The following is a 14895-nucleotide window of genomic DNA, read 5'->3' on the forward strand; positions in this document are numbered from 1 at the left end:
TTTTGATAGCTTGCCCAGACGAACGTTGCTCAATATGATAGGCCGGGCGACGTATCGGAATAAATTGTGTTATGAATGGTTTTGGCAAACTAATTGCGAATGATGGGGTGACAGGAACCCGGTTTGTCAGACGAATGTATCTGATGCGGATCCTTGGCACCTTTCTCTGTTTTCTTCCTATTCTCTCCGTGCTTATTGAACGTCAGCAGCCGCTGATTCTGCAGTTACTGCTGGGGATCAACGCCTTTATCTGGCCAACGGCCGCTTTTCTGCGCGCGCGTCGTGCGCCTATTCCCAGGGATGCGGAACAACAAAATCTGTTGGTGGATGCAGCGGTGGGCGGATTCTGGATAGCGATGATGGCCTGTAATCCGCTGCCTTCGGTAACGATCGCCACGATCCTGATGACCGACAGGCTTTCTGCGGGCGGCGTGGTGCTGATGCGCAAAGCCGCGGGAATGATGCTCGCCGGTTTTGCCGCGAGCTGGGTGCTGACCGGGATGCCGTTTTATCCCTATGTCTCGCAGCGCACGATGCTGGCAACGCTGCCGCTTATTTCCCTCTACGTATTGGCGCTCAGCCTGCTAACGGACAGTATTGCGGTTAAGCTGCGGCTGAAGAGTCAGGAGCTGGAGCGTATTGCCATGCTCGACCCGCTGCTGGATATCGCCAATCGCCGTCTACTTGAACAACGCATCGCCTGGGAGCTTATTCGGCTTAAGCAGCACTGTGGGCATTCATTGTTGATGTTTATCGATCTCGATAACTTTAAAGAGATTAATGATCGCTTTGGCCATAAAGTTGGCGATGTGATGCTGAAAACGGTGTCACAAATTTTGCAGATGGCCACGCGTCCGAGCGATACGCCTGCGCGTTTGGGCGGCGATGAGTTTGTGATCCTGCTACCCGATACTTCGCCAGAAGAAGGGCGCGCGATTGCCCAACGTATTATGGATGCGACATCGGTGGTCACCGATCGACCGGATCATCAGCAAACACTAACGCTGAGCATTGGTATTGCCGATGCGCTGCCGGATATGCAAGAAGTCACTGATTGGCTGCAAGCGGCAGATAGCGCCTTATACGAAGCCAAACGTCGCGGTAAAAACCAGATCTTTGCGCATTGAGATATACGAAAATACAATGACGCGTCTTGTTGTGTAATCAAATCGTTAACGAGATAGTGGTCTCTTCATTGAATGAGGAAGATCATGAACGCATCTTTTACCTTACATACCTTCTCTGAGGCCGATATTTTGGCTCACCTCGACGCGCTGAGCGACGTTCTGTCTAACTGTGTTAACGGCGGCGCTTCGGTCAGTTTTATGCTGCCTTTTACGGAGAAGACCGCGCACGCGTTCTGGCGGCGGACGGCGGCAAGTGTTGCCTTGGGCGAACGTCAGGTGCTGGTGGCAAAAAATGACGCCCAGCGCGTCGTGGGAACGGTCCAGTTGATTACCGATCAAGCCGAAAACCAACCGCATCGTGCCGATGTGGCCAAACTGCTGGTGCATGAATGTGCGCGGCGTAGCGGAGTTGCCCGGGCGCTGATGCAACGTTTGGAAGCGGTGGCGAGGGACGCACAGAAAAGCGTGCTGGTGTTGGATACGGCTACCGGTAGCGACGCCGAACATTTCTATCGGCAGTGCGGCTGGCAGAAAGTGGGGGAAGTCCCGCGTTATGCACTAATGCCGGACGGTGAATTGACAGCAACCTCAATTTTTTACAAATTTGTATAGACTCGTTATTTATACGCTCACTTTTGATCAAAACACGGTTTCATAAGCGGAAAATCTGATAAGTTATTACACCAATTGAGCAGGCTGTATGACTAATCCAGAAAGGAACCCATTGTGAAAACACTGAACCGCCATGATTTCCCCGGTGCCCAATACCCTGAACGTATAATCCAGTTTGGCGAAGGAAACTTCCTGCGTGCATTTGTTGACTGGCAGATTGATCTCCTGAACGAACATACCGACCTGAATTCCGGGGTCGTTATCGTTCGTCCAATCGCCAGCGATTTCCCTCCGTCGCTTAGCACTCAGGATGGCCTTTACACCACAATTATTCGTGGCTTGAATGAAAAGGGCGAAGCCGTGAGCGATGCGCGCCTGATCCGTTCCGTAAACCGTGAAATCAGCGCCTACAGTGACTACGATGCCTTCCTGAAGCTTGCTCATAATCCAGACATGCGTTTTGTCTTCTCCAACACCACTGAAGCCGGCATCAGCTATCACGCAGGTGATAAATTTGATGATGCACCTGCGGTGAGCTATCCGGCGAAACTGACCCGTCTGTTGTTCGAACGCTTCAGCCATTTTAACGGCGCGGCGGATAAAGGCTGGGTTATCATTCCTTGCGAATTGATTGATTATAATGGCGAAGCGCTGCATGAACTGGTCGTCCGTTATGCGCAAGAGTGGGCGCTGCCGGCAGAGTTTATGACCTGGCTGAATGCGTCAAATGCCTTCTGCTCAACGCTGGTGGACCGTATTGTCACCGGCTATCCGCGCGATGAAGCGGCCAAACTGGAAGCCGAACTTGGCTATAAAGACGGTTTCCTCGATACCGCCGAACATTTCTACCTGTTTGTCATTCAGGGGCCGAAATCACTGGCCAGCGAGCTTCGTCTCGACAAACTGGCGCTGAACGTGCTGATTGTTGATGACATCAAGCCATATAAAGAGCGTAAAGTCGCCATTCTCAACGGGGCGCACACGGCGCTGGTACCGGTCGCGTTCCAGTCCGGTATTGATACCGTTGGTGAGGCGATGAACGACGCAGAAATTTGTGCCTTCGTCGAAAAAGCCATCTATCAGGAAATCATTCCGGTGCTGGATCTGCCAAAAGACGAACTGGAATCTTTTGCCAGCGCAGTGACCGGGCGTTTCCGTAACCCGTACATTAAGCATCAACTGCTGTCGATCTCACTCAATGGGATGACCAAATTCCGTACCCGTATTCTTCCTCAGCTTCTGGCGGGGCAGAAGGCGAGCGGTAAACTGCCGGCGCGTCTGACCTTCGCGCTCGCGGCGCTGATTGCGTTCTACCGCGGTGAGCGTAATGGTGAGGCGTATCCGGTTCAGGATGATGCGCACTGGATTGAGCGTTATCAGAAACTGTGGGCTCAGCATCGCGACCAGCAGATCAGCACCGCTGATTTGGTGAAAACGGTCCTGTCTGTCAGCGATCATTGGGAACAAGATCTTACACAGGTTTCTGGATTGGTCGAACAGGTTTCCGCTGACCTGGATGCAATCCTCACCCTGGGTATGCGTAAAGCCGTTCAGCCTTTGTGCTAACGGATAACGATATTAGATTTACCCGGCTTCGGCCGGGTTTTTTGTCTGTTGCGTGGGCGCAGGACAGGAAAGCGGTACACCCCATTATGTGCTCTTAATTAGTTACAACATACATATGGTTGTTAATAATATCCCCATGAAACTCCGTGCAAATCTGCTTTTTCATCTAGCGTAGAACGGGCGAAAGCATACCATTGCCGTATGCACCGTGCTTGAATACATGACGAAGATCACGTTTAATATACAAATTGTTAACCAGATTGATAAAAACATGATCGTCCGTCCTCACCAGCACTGGCTGGCCCGAATCTTTGTCTGGCACGGTTCCGTGCTACCGAAAATCTTCTCCCGCTTACTGCTCAATTTCCTGCTTTCCATTGTCGTTATTTTGATTCTGCCGTGGTATTCATCGCTAGGATTCAAGTTGACTGTGGCGCCGTTCAGTATCCTCGGGGTGGCAATTGCGATATTCCTCGGTTTTCGTAACAACGCATGCTACGCGCGCTATGTTGAAGCGAGGCAACTTTGGGGCCAACTGATGATTGCTTCACGCTCGCTGCTACGTGAAGTGAAAAATACCCTGCATAATGACCCGCAGATGGCCGAATTTGTGGGCCTGCAAATCGCGTTTGCCCACTGTCTACGTCTGACGCTACGTCGGCAGCCTACGCGCGCCGTGCTGGCCAATTACCTGTCGGAAGAAAATCTGGCACAGGTGATGGCTGCACAATCACCGGCTAATCGCCTGTTGCTGATTATGGGGGACTGGTTGGCACAGCGCCGCCGGGAAGGAGAACTGTCGGATATTTTGTACCACAGCTTAAATATTCGTCTGAATGATATGTCCATCGTTCTGGCCGGCTGTGAGCGTATCGCCAACACGCCGGTGCCATTTGCCTATTCACTGATTCTCCACCGCACGGTGTACCTGTTCTGCATCATGCTGCCGTTTGCCCTGGTGGTGGATCTTCACTATATGACGCCGTTTATCTCCGTGCTGATTTCGTACACCTTTATCTCTCTGGACACGCTAGCGGAAGAGCTTGAAGAACCCTTCGGTATGGAAAATAATGATTTGCCGCTGGATGCTATCTGTAACGCCATTGAAATTGATTTACTGCAAATGAACGATACGCCGCAGATACCTTCACGGATTACCGTCGATAAGTACTATCAACTAACCTAATAGGTGGCGCCGTGAGCGTGATATTTCGCCCAGTTCAGACTGATGATAAGGCGCAGTGGTTAGCGCTGTGGAAGGGGTATACTGAATTTTATGCAAGTCAGATCCCGGATGAGGTAACAGAACGAACCTGGGCTAGAATGCATGATTCGGCTTCGCCAATGTTTTGCCGCGTGGCGGTGGTTGATGGCGTTGTGGCGGGCTTTGCGCTGTGCGTATTGCATGAAGGGACGTGGGTAACGGCGCCGATCTGCTATCTGGAAGATCTGTTCGTCGACCCGGCGTTTCGTGGTAAGGGTGTTGCACGTCAGCTGATACAATTTGTGCTAAATGAAGCGAAAGAGCAGGGATGGTCACGTTTCTACTGGCATACTCGTATTCATAACCCCGCGCGTAAGCTTTATGATGAATTTGTCGCAGCCGATGATTTCGTACGCTACAGCGTGACGCTTTAACCGCGATGTCCGGAATAAATCATTAAGGTTTTCCATGTTTAATGGTTGTACTGACATAGGGAGAATCAAAATGGAAAAGAGAATCGAAACGGCCGTTAACATTATTTTGTTCATTTCGCTGTTTGCGACCGCCTGGGATTTATCGCTGGTTCGGGCCTTAAACTGGTAAGCGAAACGACTCATCCCATTGGGCGCAGAAAGCTGCTGCGCCCTTGACCAGCCCCTGAACCATCCACTAATCAACGGCTTTTAGGCCGATTACCCACAAGGTTGTGCACCGTTTCTGTGGATAACATTTTGGCGAGCGATGTATCGCTATCCCTGAAAAGTGCGGCGCCACTCCAGTGGGCTCACCCCCATTTTCTCGCGAAATACCTGACGAAAGGTCACCGAGGACTGAAATCCGGAGCGTTCGGCTACTTGTTCGATAGAGAGCGCGCTGGTTTCCAGCAGCACCTGGCTGCGGCGTAAGCGTTCGGTTGTTATCCATTCACCTAACGACATGCCGGTCGCTTTCTGGAAATGACGGGTTAACGTCCGCCTGCTCATGGCGGCCTGTTTGGCCAGCGAATCGATATTATGCGGTTGCTCAAGGTGCGCTTGTAGATAGGTCAGTAGCGGATTAATTCGATTGTCACCGGTACGGTGGGGCACCACGTGTTCGATAAATTGTGCCTGACCACCTTCACGGTAAGGCGGCGTCACCATTCGCCGGGCAATTTGATTGGCTACGTTTGCGCCAAAGCGCTGGCGGATGACGTACAGACAGCAGTCCAGCGCCGCGGCGGTGCCCGCAGAGGTGATGATTCCATCATCCTCGGTGTATAAGACGTTAACGTCGAGATTGGTATCAGGAAACAGGCGCTGGAACGCTTTTTCATATTCCCAGTGCGTGGCGGCGCGCCGGTTGTTGAGTACACCGGCGTAGGCCAGTGCAAAAGTCCCCAAACAAAGGCCAACCAGCGTTGCGCCGTTTTCACGCGCTTGTTGCAGCGCAGCCAATAACGCGGGAGAGGGCTTTTCATCAACGCGTCGCCAGAAAGGAACAATCACGATCTCGCACTGCGCCAGCGTCGTGAAATCATGCGTAGCCTGAACCGCCGTGCCTTCTTTGGACCACAGCAGCCCTGGTTGTTCGGCGCAGATATAGCGGGTAAACCGCTGCGGTTCTCCTGGGTTTTCACCAAACAGGATCAGCGGCACCGAGAAATGAAAGGTGCTGAAACCTTCGCTGGCAACGATTGCAACCGTAGTGGGCATACCGCAATTCTCCGCTATAAAGTGACACTGTCACCATCATTGGGTGCGCTAACAAATGATTCAATTTCATTATCTTGTGCATATTGCAGCAGTTCGCGACGGGTGACTAAACAGTGGTTAACCGCCTCCATATGAGTGGCAACTATATGGGCCTGCGGCAAAAGAGCATGCGCCTTCAGCACATCTTCTTTGCCAAAGATAATCGGTCCAAAGCCCAGCAAATGCGCCCAGCCGGTATTCATGATTAGCACGCCTGGCTGGTAATGACGCATGTTATCAGCAACGCCATCAATCCAAATAGAGTCTCCCACCAAATAGAGCGTTTTTTCAGCGGGATGCTTAAAAATTACTCCGCACGCTTCGCCAAGACGCTCTGCCAGAGCGGGGATGGCATAGGCATCATCCGAGCCATGCTGGCCGCTGGTTTTGATCAGCGCAATATCACCAAAATGACTGTCCGCTGAAAGCTGGCGGAGATGCGTAAAGCCTTGCGCGCGCAATATGGCTTCATCGCTGGAATTTTGTACATAAATTACCATCGATTTAGGGATCTGCGCGGCGGCGGCATCATCCCAATGATCGGGGTGAGTGTGAGTGACAATAATGGCATCAACGTCGAGCAGCGCATCAATACTTGTTGGTAATGCAACCATAGGATTACGAATGTCGGCTCGCGCGCTACCGCTAAACCCAGGGTAAGCCCCTTGGTCCGCCAGCATGGGGTCGATCAGGAAACGCTTTCCGGCGTAGGTGATTATCTGAGTCGCATTACGAATTTGGGTAATTTTCATGGCAGGATCCTTTTATCCGTTGTCTGATGACACCAGTATGCGGGAACCGTCGTTTTCTGCCGCTGGCCAAAAGCCAACTTTCGATGATATTGGGCCAATATACGGTAAATGGCGTCAAATGATGCCATTTGGGCATGGTTATTATGAAAAATGAGTATGAACAGTGGAGGTTAAAACCGTAGACAGCGGCGCTTATTTGTATTTATCATACAAATCATGTCAACCATAACGCATACGCGTGCTACTCATTCACTTGTGGGTTTCTGATTATGTCTGCAGAAGTTAATGCTTTGATTATGCTTGCACAGCTCAATGAATCTAAAGGTTTTTTTCGGCGTGCACTCTGTATATGGCAGGAGATCTCCACCAGCGTTCTGGCGAATAGCGAACAGTGCCGAATGGCGTGGGACAAAATCAACACCTGCCGCCTTCAGCTGCAAATGAAGTCAGTTCGTGAGGTGCCGGCTAATAATTCACGAAAGCAAAACATTGAGCGCGATAAAATAAAGATCCAACAACTACTGCGGCAAGGGTATAGCATCAAAGAGATTCAGTTGATGACCGGTCGATCGAGCGCTTTTATTTATAAATATAATCCGCAAACAAAAGCTATACATTAATAACTGGACGGCGGAACGCCAAATGCCTGTCGAAACGCATAGCTAAAAGCTGCCGTACTTGAATATCCAACCTCAAGTGCAACGGCAGTGACATTTTTATTCTTCTTAAGCATCATTACCGATTCAAGAATACGCATTTTTTGTTTCCATGCGCTAAATGGCATTCCAGTCTCCTTTTTGAAATGGCGGGAAAATGTGCGGGCTGACATTCCGAGATGATTAGCCCAATCCTCCATCGCATGTTCAAGCCCGGGAGATTCCTGAATAGTTCTGCACACCTTCATCAGCGCCGCGTTCTGCGGCCACGGCAGCATCAGTTCCACTTGTGGAAGTTGTAAAATGACATCGAGCAGGACGCGCACCAGTTGGCCATCTTTGCCCTTGATATCAAAGCGTTCCGCAGTATTCGTCGTCGCATAGTGAATGAACTCGCGCACAAAATCGCTGATGGCCACGACCTGACACTCCTCAATCGGCGACGGTAAAAAATCAGGCTCGATATCCAGATTTTCCAGATACACATCATCCAGTGCCCAGACGGCATGATCGGTATTATGCGGGATCCAAATTCCATAGTGGGCGGGGATCACCCAGCATTTTCCTGCGACATCAATACGCATACTGCCTTTACGCGCGAAGTGAAACTGAGCAAACGCGTGGCGGTGTTGGTCGACATGATTGTTCGCTGCCAGCACATAGGAGCGAAAATAGACCGACTGCGGCAACTCTTTCATTGAGTCATCCGGTGAGGAGATCCAGCGTTTTACCTGCGGTGTGGTGAAAGGAGGGCAATCGTCCATCATTATGGCGTCTATTCGATAAATATTGTCCGCACATCATAATACATACCACTGCGTTATCCATAATAATCTTACGCAGAAAATACTGACTCAATGATGGATAGGGATCATGGCCACGGTTTGCTCAGACGTAATAAATGTTAATGAATTAAACGATAACTGGTCCCGGATGGGTAACGATCTCCTCCGTCAGGCTGATATTAAGATCAACGGTGGGCGACCATGGGATATTCAGGTACACCATGCTGATTTCTTCAAGCGCGTATTTCGTCAGGGTTCGTTAGGACTTGGCGAAAGCTATATGGAAGGGTGGTGGGATTGTGAGCGCCTTGATATTCTGTTTTACAAAATACTCAAAGCCAAGCTGGATAAACAGATGCCGGGCAATCTGAAAGATATTTTACGTATCGCCAGCGCTCGACTATTTAATCTGCAATCGCGCAGCCGTTCCTGGATTGTTGGCAAAGAGCATTACGATATTGGTAACGATCTTTTTACCCTAATGCTTGATCCGCATATGCAATATTCCTGCGGTTACTGGAAAGACGCGCAATCGCTAGAAGAAGCGCAAAATGCGAAGCTCAAAATGATCTGCGAAAAGCTGCAGCTCAAACCCGGCATGCAGCTTCTTGATATTGGCTGCGGTTGGGGAGGGCTCGCCGCTTATGCAGCCCGCCATTACGGCGTTAGCGTGGATGGGGTGACCATCTCCCGCGAACAACAAAAACTGGCACAGCAGCATTGCGAAGGGCTGGATGTCTCCATTTTATTGCAGGACTATCGCGACCTGAACAAGACTTACGATCGTATTGTCTCGGTCGGTATGTTTGAGCACGTAGGGCCGAAAAACTACGAGACCTATTTCAGCGTTGTTGACCGCTGCCTGAAACCGAACGGCCTCTTTTTACTGCACACGATTGGCAGCAATGAGACGGGGTTGAACGTCGATCCATGGATCAATAAATACATCTTCCCCAATGGTTGTCTGCCGTCTATTCGGCAAATCGCCAACGTTAGCGAATCTCGCCTCATCATGGAGGATTGGCATAACTTCGGCAGCGACTATGATAAAACGTTGATGGCGTGGCACCTGCGCTTTAACGCCGCATGGCCAGAACTGACGCCGAACTACACAGCACGCTTTCGTCGGATGTTTAACTACTATCTGTGCGCCTGCGCTGGGGCGTTTCGTGCGCGGGACATTGAATTATGGCAGGTGCTGTTCAGCCGAGGGGCGGAAGGCGGAATGTACGTTTATCGCTAACGACAAGCGGGACGATGCCGGGTTTTTCCCGGCCTTCCCTGAACACAGGGTATAGTTTATAACTCTATTTTATTGTGCCTCATCTCCTAAAACCTTCGATAAATCCCTTATTTTGTGGATTGTCCTTTCTTTCTATTTGTTGAGTATAACTCTATAATAATGGGTATTAACGTCATTAATTAGAGTTAAAACACATTATGTTGGATTTATCTCTTAGCAAGCCCGCCGAAGTGGTGAAGCTGCTTTGCAGTCGATTACGCCAGGAAAGACTGAGCCAGCAGGCAACCCAGGCAGAGGTCGCGGCAAGAGCCGGTGTCGGCGTGAATACGGTGTCAAATCTGGAAGCTGGGCGAAACGTTAGTTTTGACAGTCTGATCCGGGTTGCCATGGTACTGGGCTTTTCCAACGAGCTTGAAGCGCTGTTTAAACCCCGAGTCGAAAGCCTTGACGATATTCTGCGTTATGAAAAAAGCGCCAAGCGTCAGCGGATAAAGCGGAAGAGTGACAATGCCTGAGATGATCGAAGTCTACTACGAAGGTTGGGGGGAACGCTGGCTGTGGGGGCGGTTAATTAGCTCTACCGCGCTAACCGGGCGGCCGTTGATTGCCTTTGAATACAGCGAGGAGGCGGTCAAAAAAGGGCTTGAACTTTCCCGGATGACTTTACCCCTCAATGGTACACGCCTGAGACGTGATTTTCCATCGCACCAGTTGGGGCTGCCGGGCCCGGTTTACGATGCGTTGCCGGACGGTTGGGGGATGCTGCTGATGGACCGGCTTTTCAAACGCCGGGGGGTGAATGCGGCGCGCGTTGGGCCACTGGAGCGGCTGACCTATATTGGTGATAGCGCAATGGGCGCAATGACCTTCCATCCCGTTCAACCCAATGACTCTGGGGACCTGAAGCAAGATGTACCTCTTGCCCAACTGGCGGCTGAAGTGCAGGCGGTGCTGAGCGGTGAAGGGGGGGAGTTTTTGCAAAAACTGCTTCAGATGGGCGGTTCACCGCAGGGAGCAAGGCCAAAAGTCTTGTTATACCGCGATCCCCAAAGCCAACAGTTTACGACGATAGCCCAACCTGGATTCGAAGCCTGGCTCGTCAAGTTTCCCGCGCAGCGTGAACACCCAGAAGTGTGCGCCATTGAAGCCGTCTACGCGGAATGCTTGCGCCGTTGTGAGATTGATACGCCGCAAACGGCATGGTTTCCGCTACCGGACGGGCAAGCCGCGTTTGCCAGTAAACGTTTTGACAGGCACGACGGGCTGCGCGTGCCGATGCAAAGTCTGGCGGCGTTCACAGGGGCAAATTATCAGCTCGCCGGATCGCTCGACTACGTGAATTTTCTGCGTGCGACGCAGATTTGTACCAACGACGTGCGAGAAAAAGCGCGGGCCTTTGCACGAGTCGTCTTTAACGTCATTTTTAATAACCGCGATGATCATCCGAAAAACTTTGCCTATTTGATGGCGGAGAATGGGCAGTGGACGCTGGCGCCCGCATTTGATGTGACCTTTAATGAAGGTCCCGGCGGCTATCACCAGATGGATGTGATGGGAGAAGCATTAGATATTGGTCGTCAGCATCTTGAGGCATTAGGCCGGCAGGAGGCCGAATTAACCGATGACCAAATTGATGCCATGATCGTCGACTACAGCGCGGTGGGCAAGAGTTTCTCTGACATTGCTCGCGCCCGTTATCCAGGACAGATAACGGAAGAGACGCTTAATTATATTCAACAGCAGATTGCCAATAATATGGCTCGATTGCAGCGTTAAACGGCCTAAAAACGAGCCACACCGAGCCAAACGGTGTGGCTTTCCGGGTTAGAACATGGAATAGAGCAGCGCCGAAACGGTCAAAATTCCACACACCATCACCATCAGCGACGTCAGGCCGCGCAGCGGTTTTAACGCCGGACGGGTAAAGATTAACCACGTTGGAATAATAAACAGGAAAATCGCAATTAGCGGCCCACAAACGGTTTCAATCATATTGATAACATCGGGGTTTAAATAAACAACCAGCGATGTGACAATAAACATCAATACGGAAATGATTAATTTAATCCGTTTAATCTGGCTGTTTCCTTTTATTTTAAACAGGTCCGCTGCCAGTACGTTAAACGTTTCTGCGACCGGCATTGAAATCCCTAAAAATGATTTCGTCATTCCCAATATGGCAATGAATGGCGCCAGATACAGTATTGCGCTCATACCGCCGTTACCACCAATAACCGACAGCACGTTCAGATTCTGTGCCTTGGCCATTTCGAACGTTTCGCGCGGCGTACTCAAAATACAGCTCAATACGAAGAAAATAATGCTGAAGAAAATAAGGGCATAGGCGCGACGGATCACCCGTACGGATTGATTTTCACCACCATGTCCCGGTTCTCGGTACCAGGAAGCCAGCGCAGGAATAAGCGGGGCGGAACATAGCGAAAATGCAATCAGCGGCAGGGTTAACCACAAATCTTTCAGCGAGCTGCCAACCGATGATGATTGGGTCTGCTGCCAGGTATTGGAAATATTGCTGAAGTTCCAGGCCGGGATCTGGGAGGCGGCGATGGCAATAATAGCAATGGCGAACGGCAGCGCCAGCGCGCTCAGAGTGCTCACGACTTTGTCGCGCCCTTTACTCAGAACGATGTGCAGGATAAGCAGCACGATAAGCGTCAGGCTACCGCGGTGAATACCGCCCACGTGCAGGCGTTCAGTCAAGAAATGACTCAGGGCGTTAATCAATGACACTGCATACACCAGGGTAACCGGGTAATGTGCCACGCAGAAAAACAGCTTCATGGCCTGGCGGCCTTTGGTGCCGAAAAATGAGCCAAAGAGTGGCAGCGTTTGATCGGCCTGGTCATGTCCCTGCCGGTCACGCATGAATACTCGGCAGATGAGGACGTGCGGCACCAGCGCTAGCGGGATAGCAAGCAGGAGTAGCATAAGAAAGATCAGCGGGCCGCGCGTCCCAATTTCCACCGGTAGGAACAGGGTGCCTGCTCCTACCGTTGCGCCATAAACACCCATCATCCAGATGGTATCTTTTTTGGTCCATTGAGGACGGGACATCGCTGTTTCTTTAATCATAATACTCATAAATATCGAAAAATAACGCGAACGTTAACGGTGAGTTATTAGGGGTAACGTGAAAGGGGAAGAATAATAAGTGGAGTAAACGCCAGTTTTATTTACAGCAACTTTGTCTTGCATGCCTTTAATTCGATACTACTGGCTCTTCTGCGCAAGCGGCAAGTGGTTTTTGGCGTTATTTGGAAATTTTCTGATATTTGTAATAATGTTTCACATCATTGTAACGTATTAGCAGCGCAGGAAAGAACCGGTGACATTTTCACCGATTCTTTCCACTGATTAATTACCCCAGCGATCTTTGAGATAATTCACTGCATCCTGGGTTTGAGGTTGTTCCAGATAACCCTCACGGAACAGGATGGTACCGTTAATGTTGGAGGCGGACTCGTTGAGATCAATCTGTTTTTTCAGTTCCGGAACACCGCCTTCAATCGACCAGTCGGGTTCATTTTTTGACGGTTCGCCAATTTTGTAGAGGGCTATACCAATATACAGTCGCGTATTGGTTGGCTTAACGACGTCGGCCCACCACTTAGCCAGCACATCATAGCGCGCAGCATCACGGGCAAAAGGCCAGTATAGCTGCGGGGCGATATAGTCTAATAACCCCTGCTGTACCCATTGGCGGGTATCGGCGTAGGACTCATCGTAGGCCGCAGCACCGCGAGTGTCGGAACCGGCGGGATCGTGCGAACGGTTACGCCAAACGCCGGCCGGGCTCACGCCAAACTCCACGTTCGGGTTGATCTGCTTAATCGTGCGCGATACCTGCGCAATCAGCTGCTGCGTATTATGACGTCGCCAATCTGCTTTTGAGGCAAATCCCTGACCATATTGGCGGAAAGTGGCATTGTCGTTCAGTTCAGAACTACGCGTCTCAGTATAGAAATAGTCATCAAACTGCACACCATCAATAGGATAGCGGGAGACCACTTCCGCCACGATACTGGTGATCCAGTCACGCGCTTCCGGAATGCCTGGGTCGACGACAAAACGGTCGCCCGATGTGCGGATCCAGTCACGATGAAGAACGTAAACGCTAGGCGGCGACTGCGTAAGCGTATTGTTGAGGGCTGTGATGGTTGATGGTTTGGTATTCACCGAAACCCGATAGGGGTTAAACCAGGCGTGTACCTTCATCCCACGCTGATGAGCCTCGTCGAGCACGAACTGCAGCGGGTCATAGCCCGGGTATTCGCCAATATTCCCGGTCATCATATCCGACCATGGCAAAATATTGGATTGCCACAGCGCGGTTCCATCCGGCTTAACCTGGAAGAAAATGGTGTTGATACCAAGACTCTTGAGGTTGTCGAGCTTCGCCCGCATCGCAGTTTGCTGCTGATTAATACGCAAGGTACTGCTACCGGCATTGATTGAGCTAATCGGAGGCCAATCGAGGCGCGATACGGTGGTGAGCCAAACGCCGCGCATGGGTTCATTACTGTGCTGAGTTTTACCGGGCGTCGAAGTAGAAGGTGATTTAACCGGAGTTTTTGAGTCACAGCTCGCCAATAAAAGCGCGGCGACAATCAATGCGCTGGCCTTTTTCATTGTCGACATGCGGGAAACGCTAAAAGAACTGAGAGTCATAGGTGCCGTTGTTCGGGTTGTCACGAGTGAGGAACATTCTCTTACTATTGACGGCGAAGTCAATCGGTTAGCCAGCAGGGAATAGGGCATTTACTCATCCAGAGCAATAAATGTTCTGTTAGTCCGGAACAGCACGTGAAGAGACAATAAAGTCTTGGTAAAGAGATCGAGTGGGATCATAGGATCGTATAAAACGATCCCGATGGTTGCGCAGGGGTAAAGCGGGACAGTGTCGAAGTTTACGTCACAGCCAACAATGAATAGTAAGCACTTACTATTTTAATCATTGCCGCTCATTATCTTTTTAAGCGATACAAGAAGAACATGTTGTATAAAATATCCGTTCTACGAGTCTTTCTTGACCCGACTGTTTGCCCATGGATCAACAGGGGATTTATCTGCGGAGTCTTCAACCATGTCCGCCAGCGAATCGAGATAAAGTGCTTCAACTTCAGTGCGGGCCCAGGGAGTACGGCGCAAGAATTTCAGACTGGATTTAACGCTCGGGTCTTTCTTAAAACAGTTGAT

At 50.6% G+C, this 14895-nt stretch carries 15 protein-coding genes; 9 read left to right on the forward strand and 6 right to left on the reverse strand.

Features of this window, described 5'->3' with window-relative positions; genetic code table 11:
* The first annotated feature begins 134 nt into the window (after positions 1–134).
* The 5 genes from KCR01S_RS18840 (at position 135) to KCR01S_RS18860 (ending at position 4943) form a co-directional block, all read left to right on the forward strand.
* Positions 135–1127, forward strand: a complete 993-nt coding sequence (locus tag KCR01S_RS18840; RefSeq protein ID WP_061284609.1) for a sensor domain-containing diguanylate cyclase — start codon at positions 135–137, stop codon at positions 1125–1127.
* A gap of 84 nt (positions 1128–1211) precedes the next feature.
* A complete protein-coding gene (locus KCR01S_RS18845) occupies positions 1212–1739 on the forward strand; it encodes a GNAT family N-acetyltransferase (protein WP_061284610.1) in 528 nt (175 codons plus the stop codon).
* A 114-nt stretch (positions 1740–1853) separates the two neighbouring features.
* Positions 1854–3305, forward strand: coding sequence for a tagaturonate reductase (locus KCR01S_RS18850; RefSeq protein WP_061284611.1), 1452 nt, complete (start codon positions 1854–1856; stop codon positions 3303–3305).
* A 271-nt stretch (positions 3306–3576) separates the two neighbouring features.
* Positions 3577–4491 (forward strand): bestrophin family protein, encoded by a 915-nt coding sequence (locus tag KCR01S_RS18855; protein ID WP_061284620.1) that lies wholly within the window; start codon positions 3577–3579, stop codon positions 4489–4491.
* Between the two features lie 11 nt (positions 4492–4502).
* Positions 4503–4943 carry a GNAT family N-acetyltransferase gene (locus KCR01S_RS18860; RefSeq protein WP_061284612.1) on the forward strand — a complete coding sequence of 147 codons (441 nt, stop codon included), beginning with the start codon at positions 4503–4505 and terminating at the stop codon, positions 4941–4943.
* 315 nt (positions 4944–5258) lie between these two features.
* Here the strand turns inward: KCR01S_RS18860 and KCR01S_RS18865 are convergent, their stop codons facing one another.
* Together KCR01S_RS18865 and KCR01S_RS18870 are read right to left on the reverse strand one after the other, a co-directional pair.
* A complete protein-coding gene (locus KCR01S_RS18865; protein ID WP_061284613.1) occupies positions 5259–6203 on the reverse strand; it encodes a GlxA family transcriptional regulator in 945 nt (314 codons plus the stop codon).
* Between the two features lie 14 nt (positions 6204–6217).
* On the reverse strand, positions 6218–6994 hold the full coding sequence (locus KCR01S_RS18870; RefSeq protein ID WP_061284614.1) for an MBL fold metallo-hydrolase: 777 nt from the start codon (positions 6992–6994) through the stop codon (positions 6218–6220).
* A gap of 269 nt (positions 6995–7263) precedes the next feature.
* On the opposite strand from KCR01S_RS18870, the gene KCR01S_RS18875 reads away from it, so the two are divergent.
* Positions 7264–7614: a hypothetical protein gene (locus tag KCR01S_RS18875; protein WP_061284615.1), complete on the forward strand. Its 351-nt coding sequence runs from the start codon at positions 7264–7266 to the stop codon at positions 7612–7614.
* Here KCR01S_RS18875 and KCR01S_RS18880 read toward each other — a convergent pair.
* Positions 7611–8348, reverse strand: coding sequence for an AraC family transcriptional regulator (locus KCR01S_RS18880; protein ID WP_072277186.1), 738 nt, complete (start codon positions 8346–8348; stop codon positions 7611–7613). The two genes, KCR01S_RS18875 and KCR01S_RS18880, sit on opposite strands and share 4 nt — an antisense overlap.
* Before the next feature lie 175 nt (positions 8349–8523).
* Between KCR01S_RS18880 and cfa the strand changes: the two genes are divergently transcribed.
* The 3 genes from cfa to KCR01S_RS18895 all read left to right on the forward strand — a co-directional run bounded on the left by cfa (position 8524) and on the right by KCR01S_RS18895 (position 11454).
* On the forward strand, positions 8524–9678 hold the full coding sequence (gene cfa, locus KCR01S_RS18885) for a cyclopropane fatty acyl phospholipid synthase (protein ID WP_061284616.1): 1155 nt from the start codon (positions 8524–8526) through the stop codon (positions 9676–9678).
* Positions 9679–9875: 197 nt separating this feature from the next.
* Positions 9876–10193, forward strand: coding sequence for a helix-turn-helix domain-containing protein (locus KCR01S_RS18890; protein WP_061284617.1), 318 nt, complete (start codon positions 9876–9878; stop codon positions 10191–10193).
* Positions 10186–11454: a type II toxin-antitoxin system HipA family toxin gene (locus KCR01S_RS18895; RefSeq protein ID WP_061284618.1), complete on the forward strand. Its 1269-nt coding sequence runs from the start codon at positions 10186–10188 to the stop codon at positions 11452–11454. The genes KCR01S_RS18890 and KCR01S_RS18895 overlap by 8 nt, the downstream gene beginning before the upstream one ends.
* A 48-nt stretch (positions 11455–11502) precedes the next feature.
* Here KCR01S_RS18895 and KCR01S_RS18900 read toward each other — a convergent pair whose 3' ends face one another.
* The 3 genes from KCR01S_RS18900 to KCR01S_RS24410 form a co-directional block, all read right to left on the reverse strand.
* The gene (locus KCR01S_RS18900; RefSeq protein WP_061284621.1) at positions 11503–12714 is read right to left on the reverse strand and encodes an amino acid permease; all 1212 of its coding nucleotides are present in this window, start codon (positions 12712–12714) and stop codon (positions 11503–11505) included.
* Between the two features lie 339 nt (positions 12715–13053).
* Complete coding sequence (locus KCR01S_RS18905) at positions 13054–14328, reverse strand: glycoside hydrolase family 10-like protein (RefSeq protein ID WP_061284619.1); 1275 nt, start codon at positions 14326–14328, stop codon at positions 13054–13056.
* A gap of 384 nt (positions 14329–14712) precedes the next feature.
* The coding region (locus KCR01S_RS24410) for a VF530 family DNA-binding protein (protein ID WP_072277187.1) at positions 14713–14895 on the reverse strand (183 nt) is incomplete at its 5' end.

Origin of the sequence: Kluyvera cryocrescens NBRC 102467, assembly GCF_001571285.1 — a bacterium.
Classification (GTDB): Bacteria; Pseudomonadota; Gammaproteobacteria; order Enterobacterales; family Enterobacteriaceae; genus Kluyvera; species Kluyvera cryocrescens.

Coding starts and splice junctions, on each gene's coding strand:
- KCR01S_RS18840 (WP_061284609.1), top strand. CDS start 135: ATGTATCTGATGCGGATCCTTGGCACCTTTCTCTGTTTTCTTCCTATT.
- KCR01S_RS18845 (WP_061284610.1), top strand. CDS start 1,212: ATGAACGCATCTTTTACCTTACATACCTTCTCTGAGGCCGATATTTTG.
- KCR01S_RS18855 (WP_061284620.1), top strand. CDS start 3,577: ATGATCGTCCGTCCTCACCAGCACTGGCTGGCCCGAATCTTTGTCTGG.
- KCR01S_RS18865 (WP_061284613.1), bottom strand. CDS start 6,203: ATGCCCACTACGGTTGCAATCGTTGCCAGCGAAGGTTTCAGCACCTTT.
- KCR01S_RS18870 (WP_061284614.1), bottom strand. CDS start 6,994: ATGAAAATTACCCAAATTCGTAATGCGACTCAGATAATCACCTACGCC.
- KCR01S_RS18875 (WP_061284615.1), top strand. CDS start 7,264: ATGTCTGCAGAAGTTAATGCTTTGATTATGCTTGCACAGCTCAATGAA.
- KCR01S_RS18880 (WP_072277186.1), bottom strand. CDS start 8,348: ATGAAAGAGTTGCCGCAGTCGGTCTATTTTCGCTCCTATGTGCTGGCA.
- cfa (WP_061284616.1), top strand. CDS start 8,524: ATGGCCACGGTTTGCTCAGACGTAATAAATGTTAATGAATTAAACGAT.
- KCR01S_RS18890 (WP_061284617.1), top strand. CDS start 9,876: ATGTTGGATTTATCTCTTAGCAAGCCCGCCGAAGTGGTGAAGCTGCTT.
- KCR01S_RS18895 (WP_061284618.1), top strand. CDS start 10,186: ATGCCTGAGATGATCGAAGTCTACTACGAAGGTTGGGGGGAACGCTGG.
- KCR01S_RS18900 (WP_061284621.1), bottom strand. CDS start 12,714: ATGATGGGTGTTTATGGCGCAACGGTAGGAGCAGGCACCCTGTTCCTA.
- KCR01S_RS18905 (WP_061284619.1), bottom strand. CDS start 14,328: ATGAAAAAGGCCAGCGCATTGATTGTCGCCGCGCTTTTATTGGCGAGC.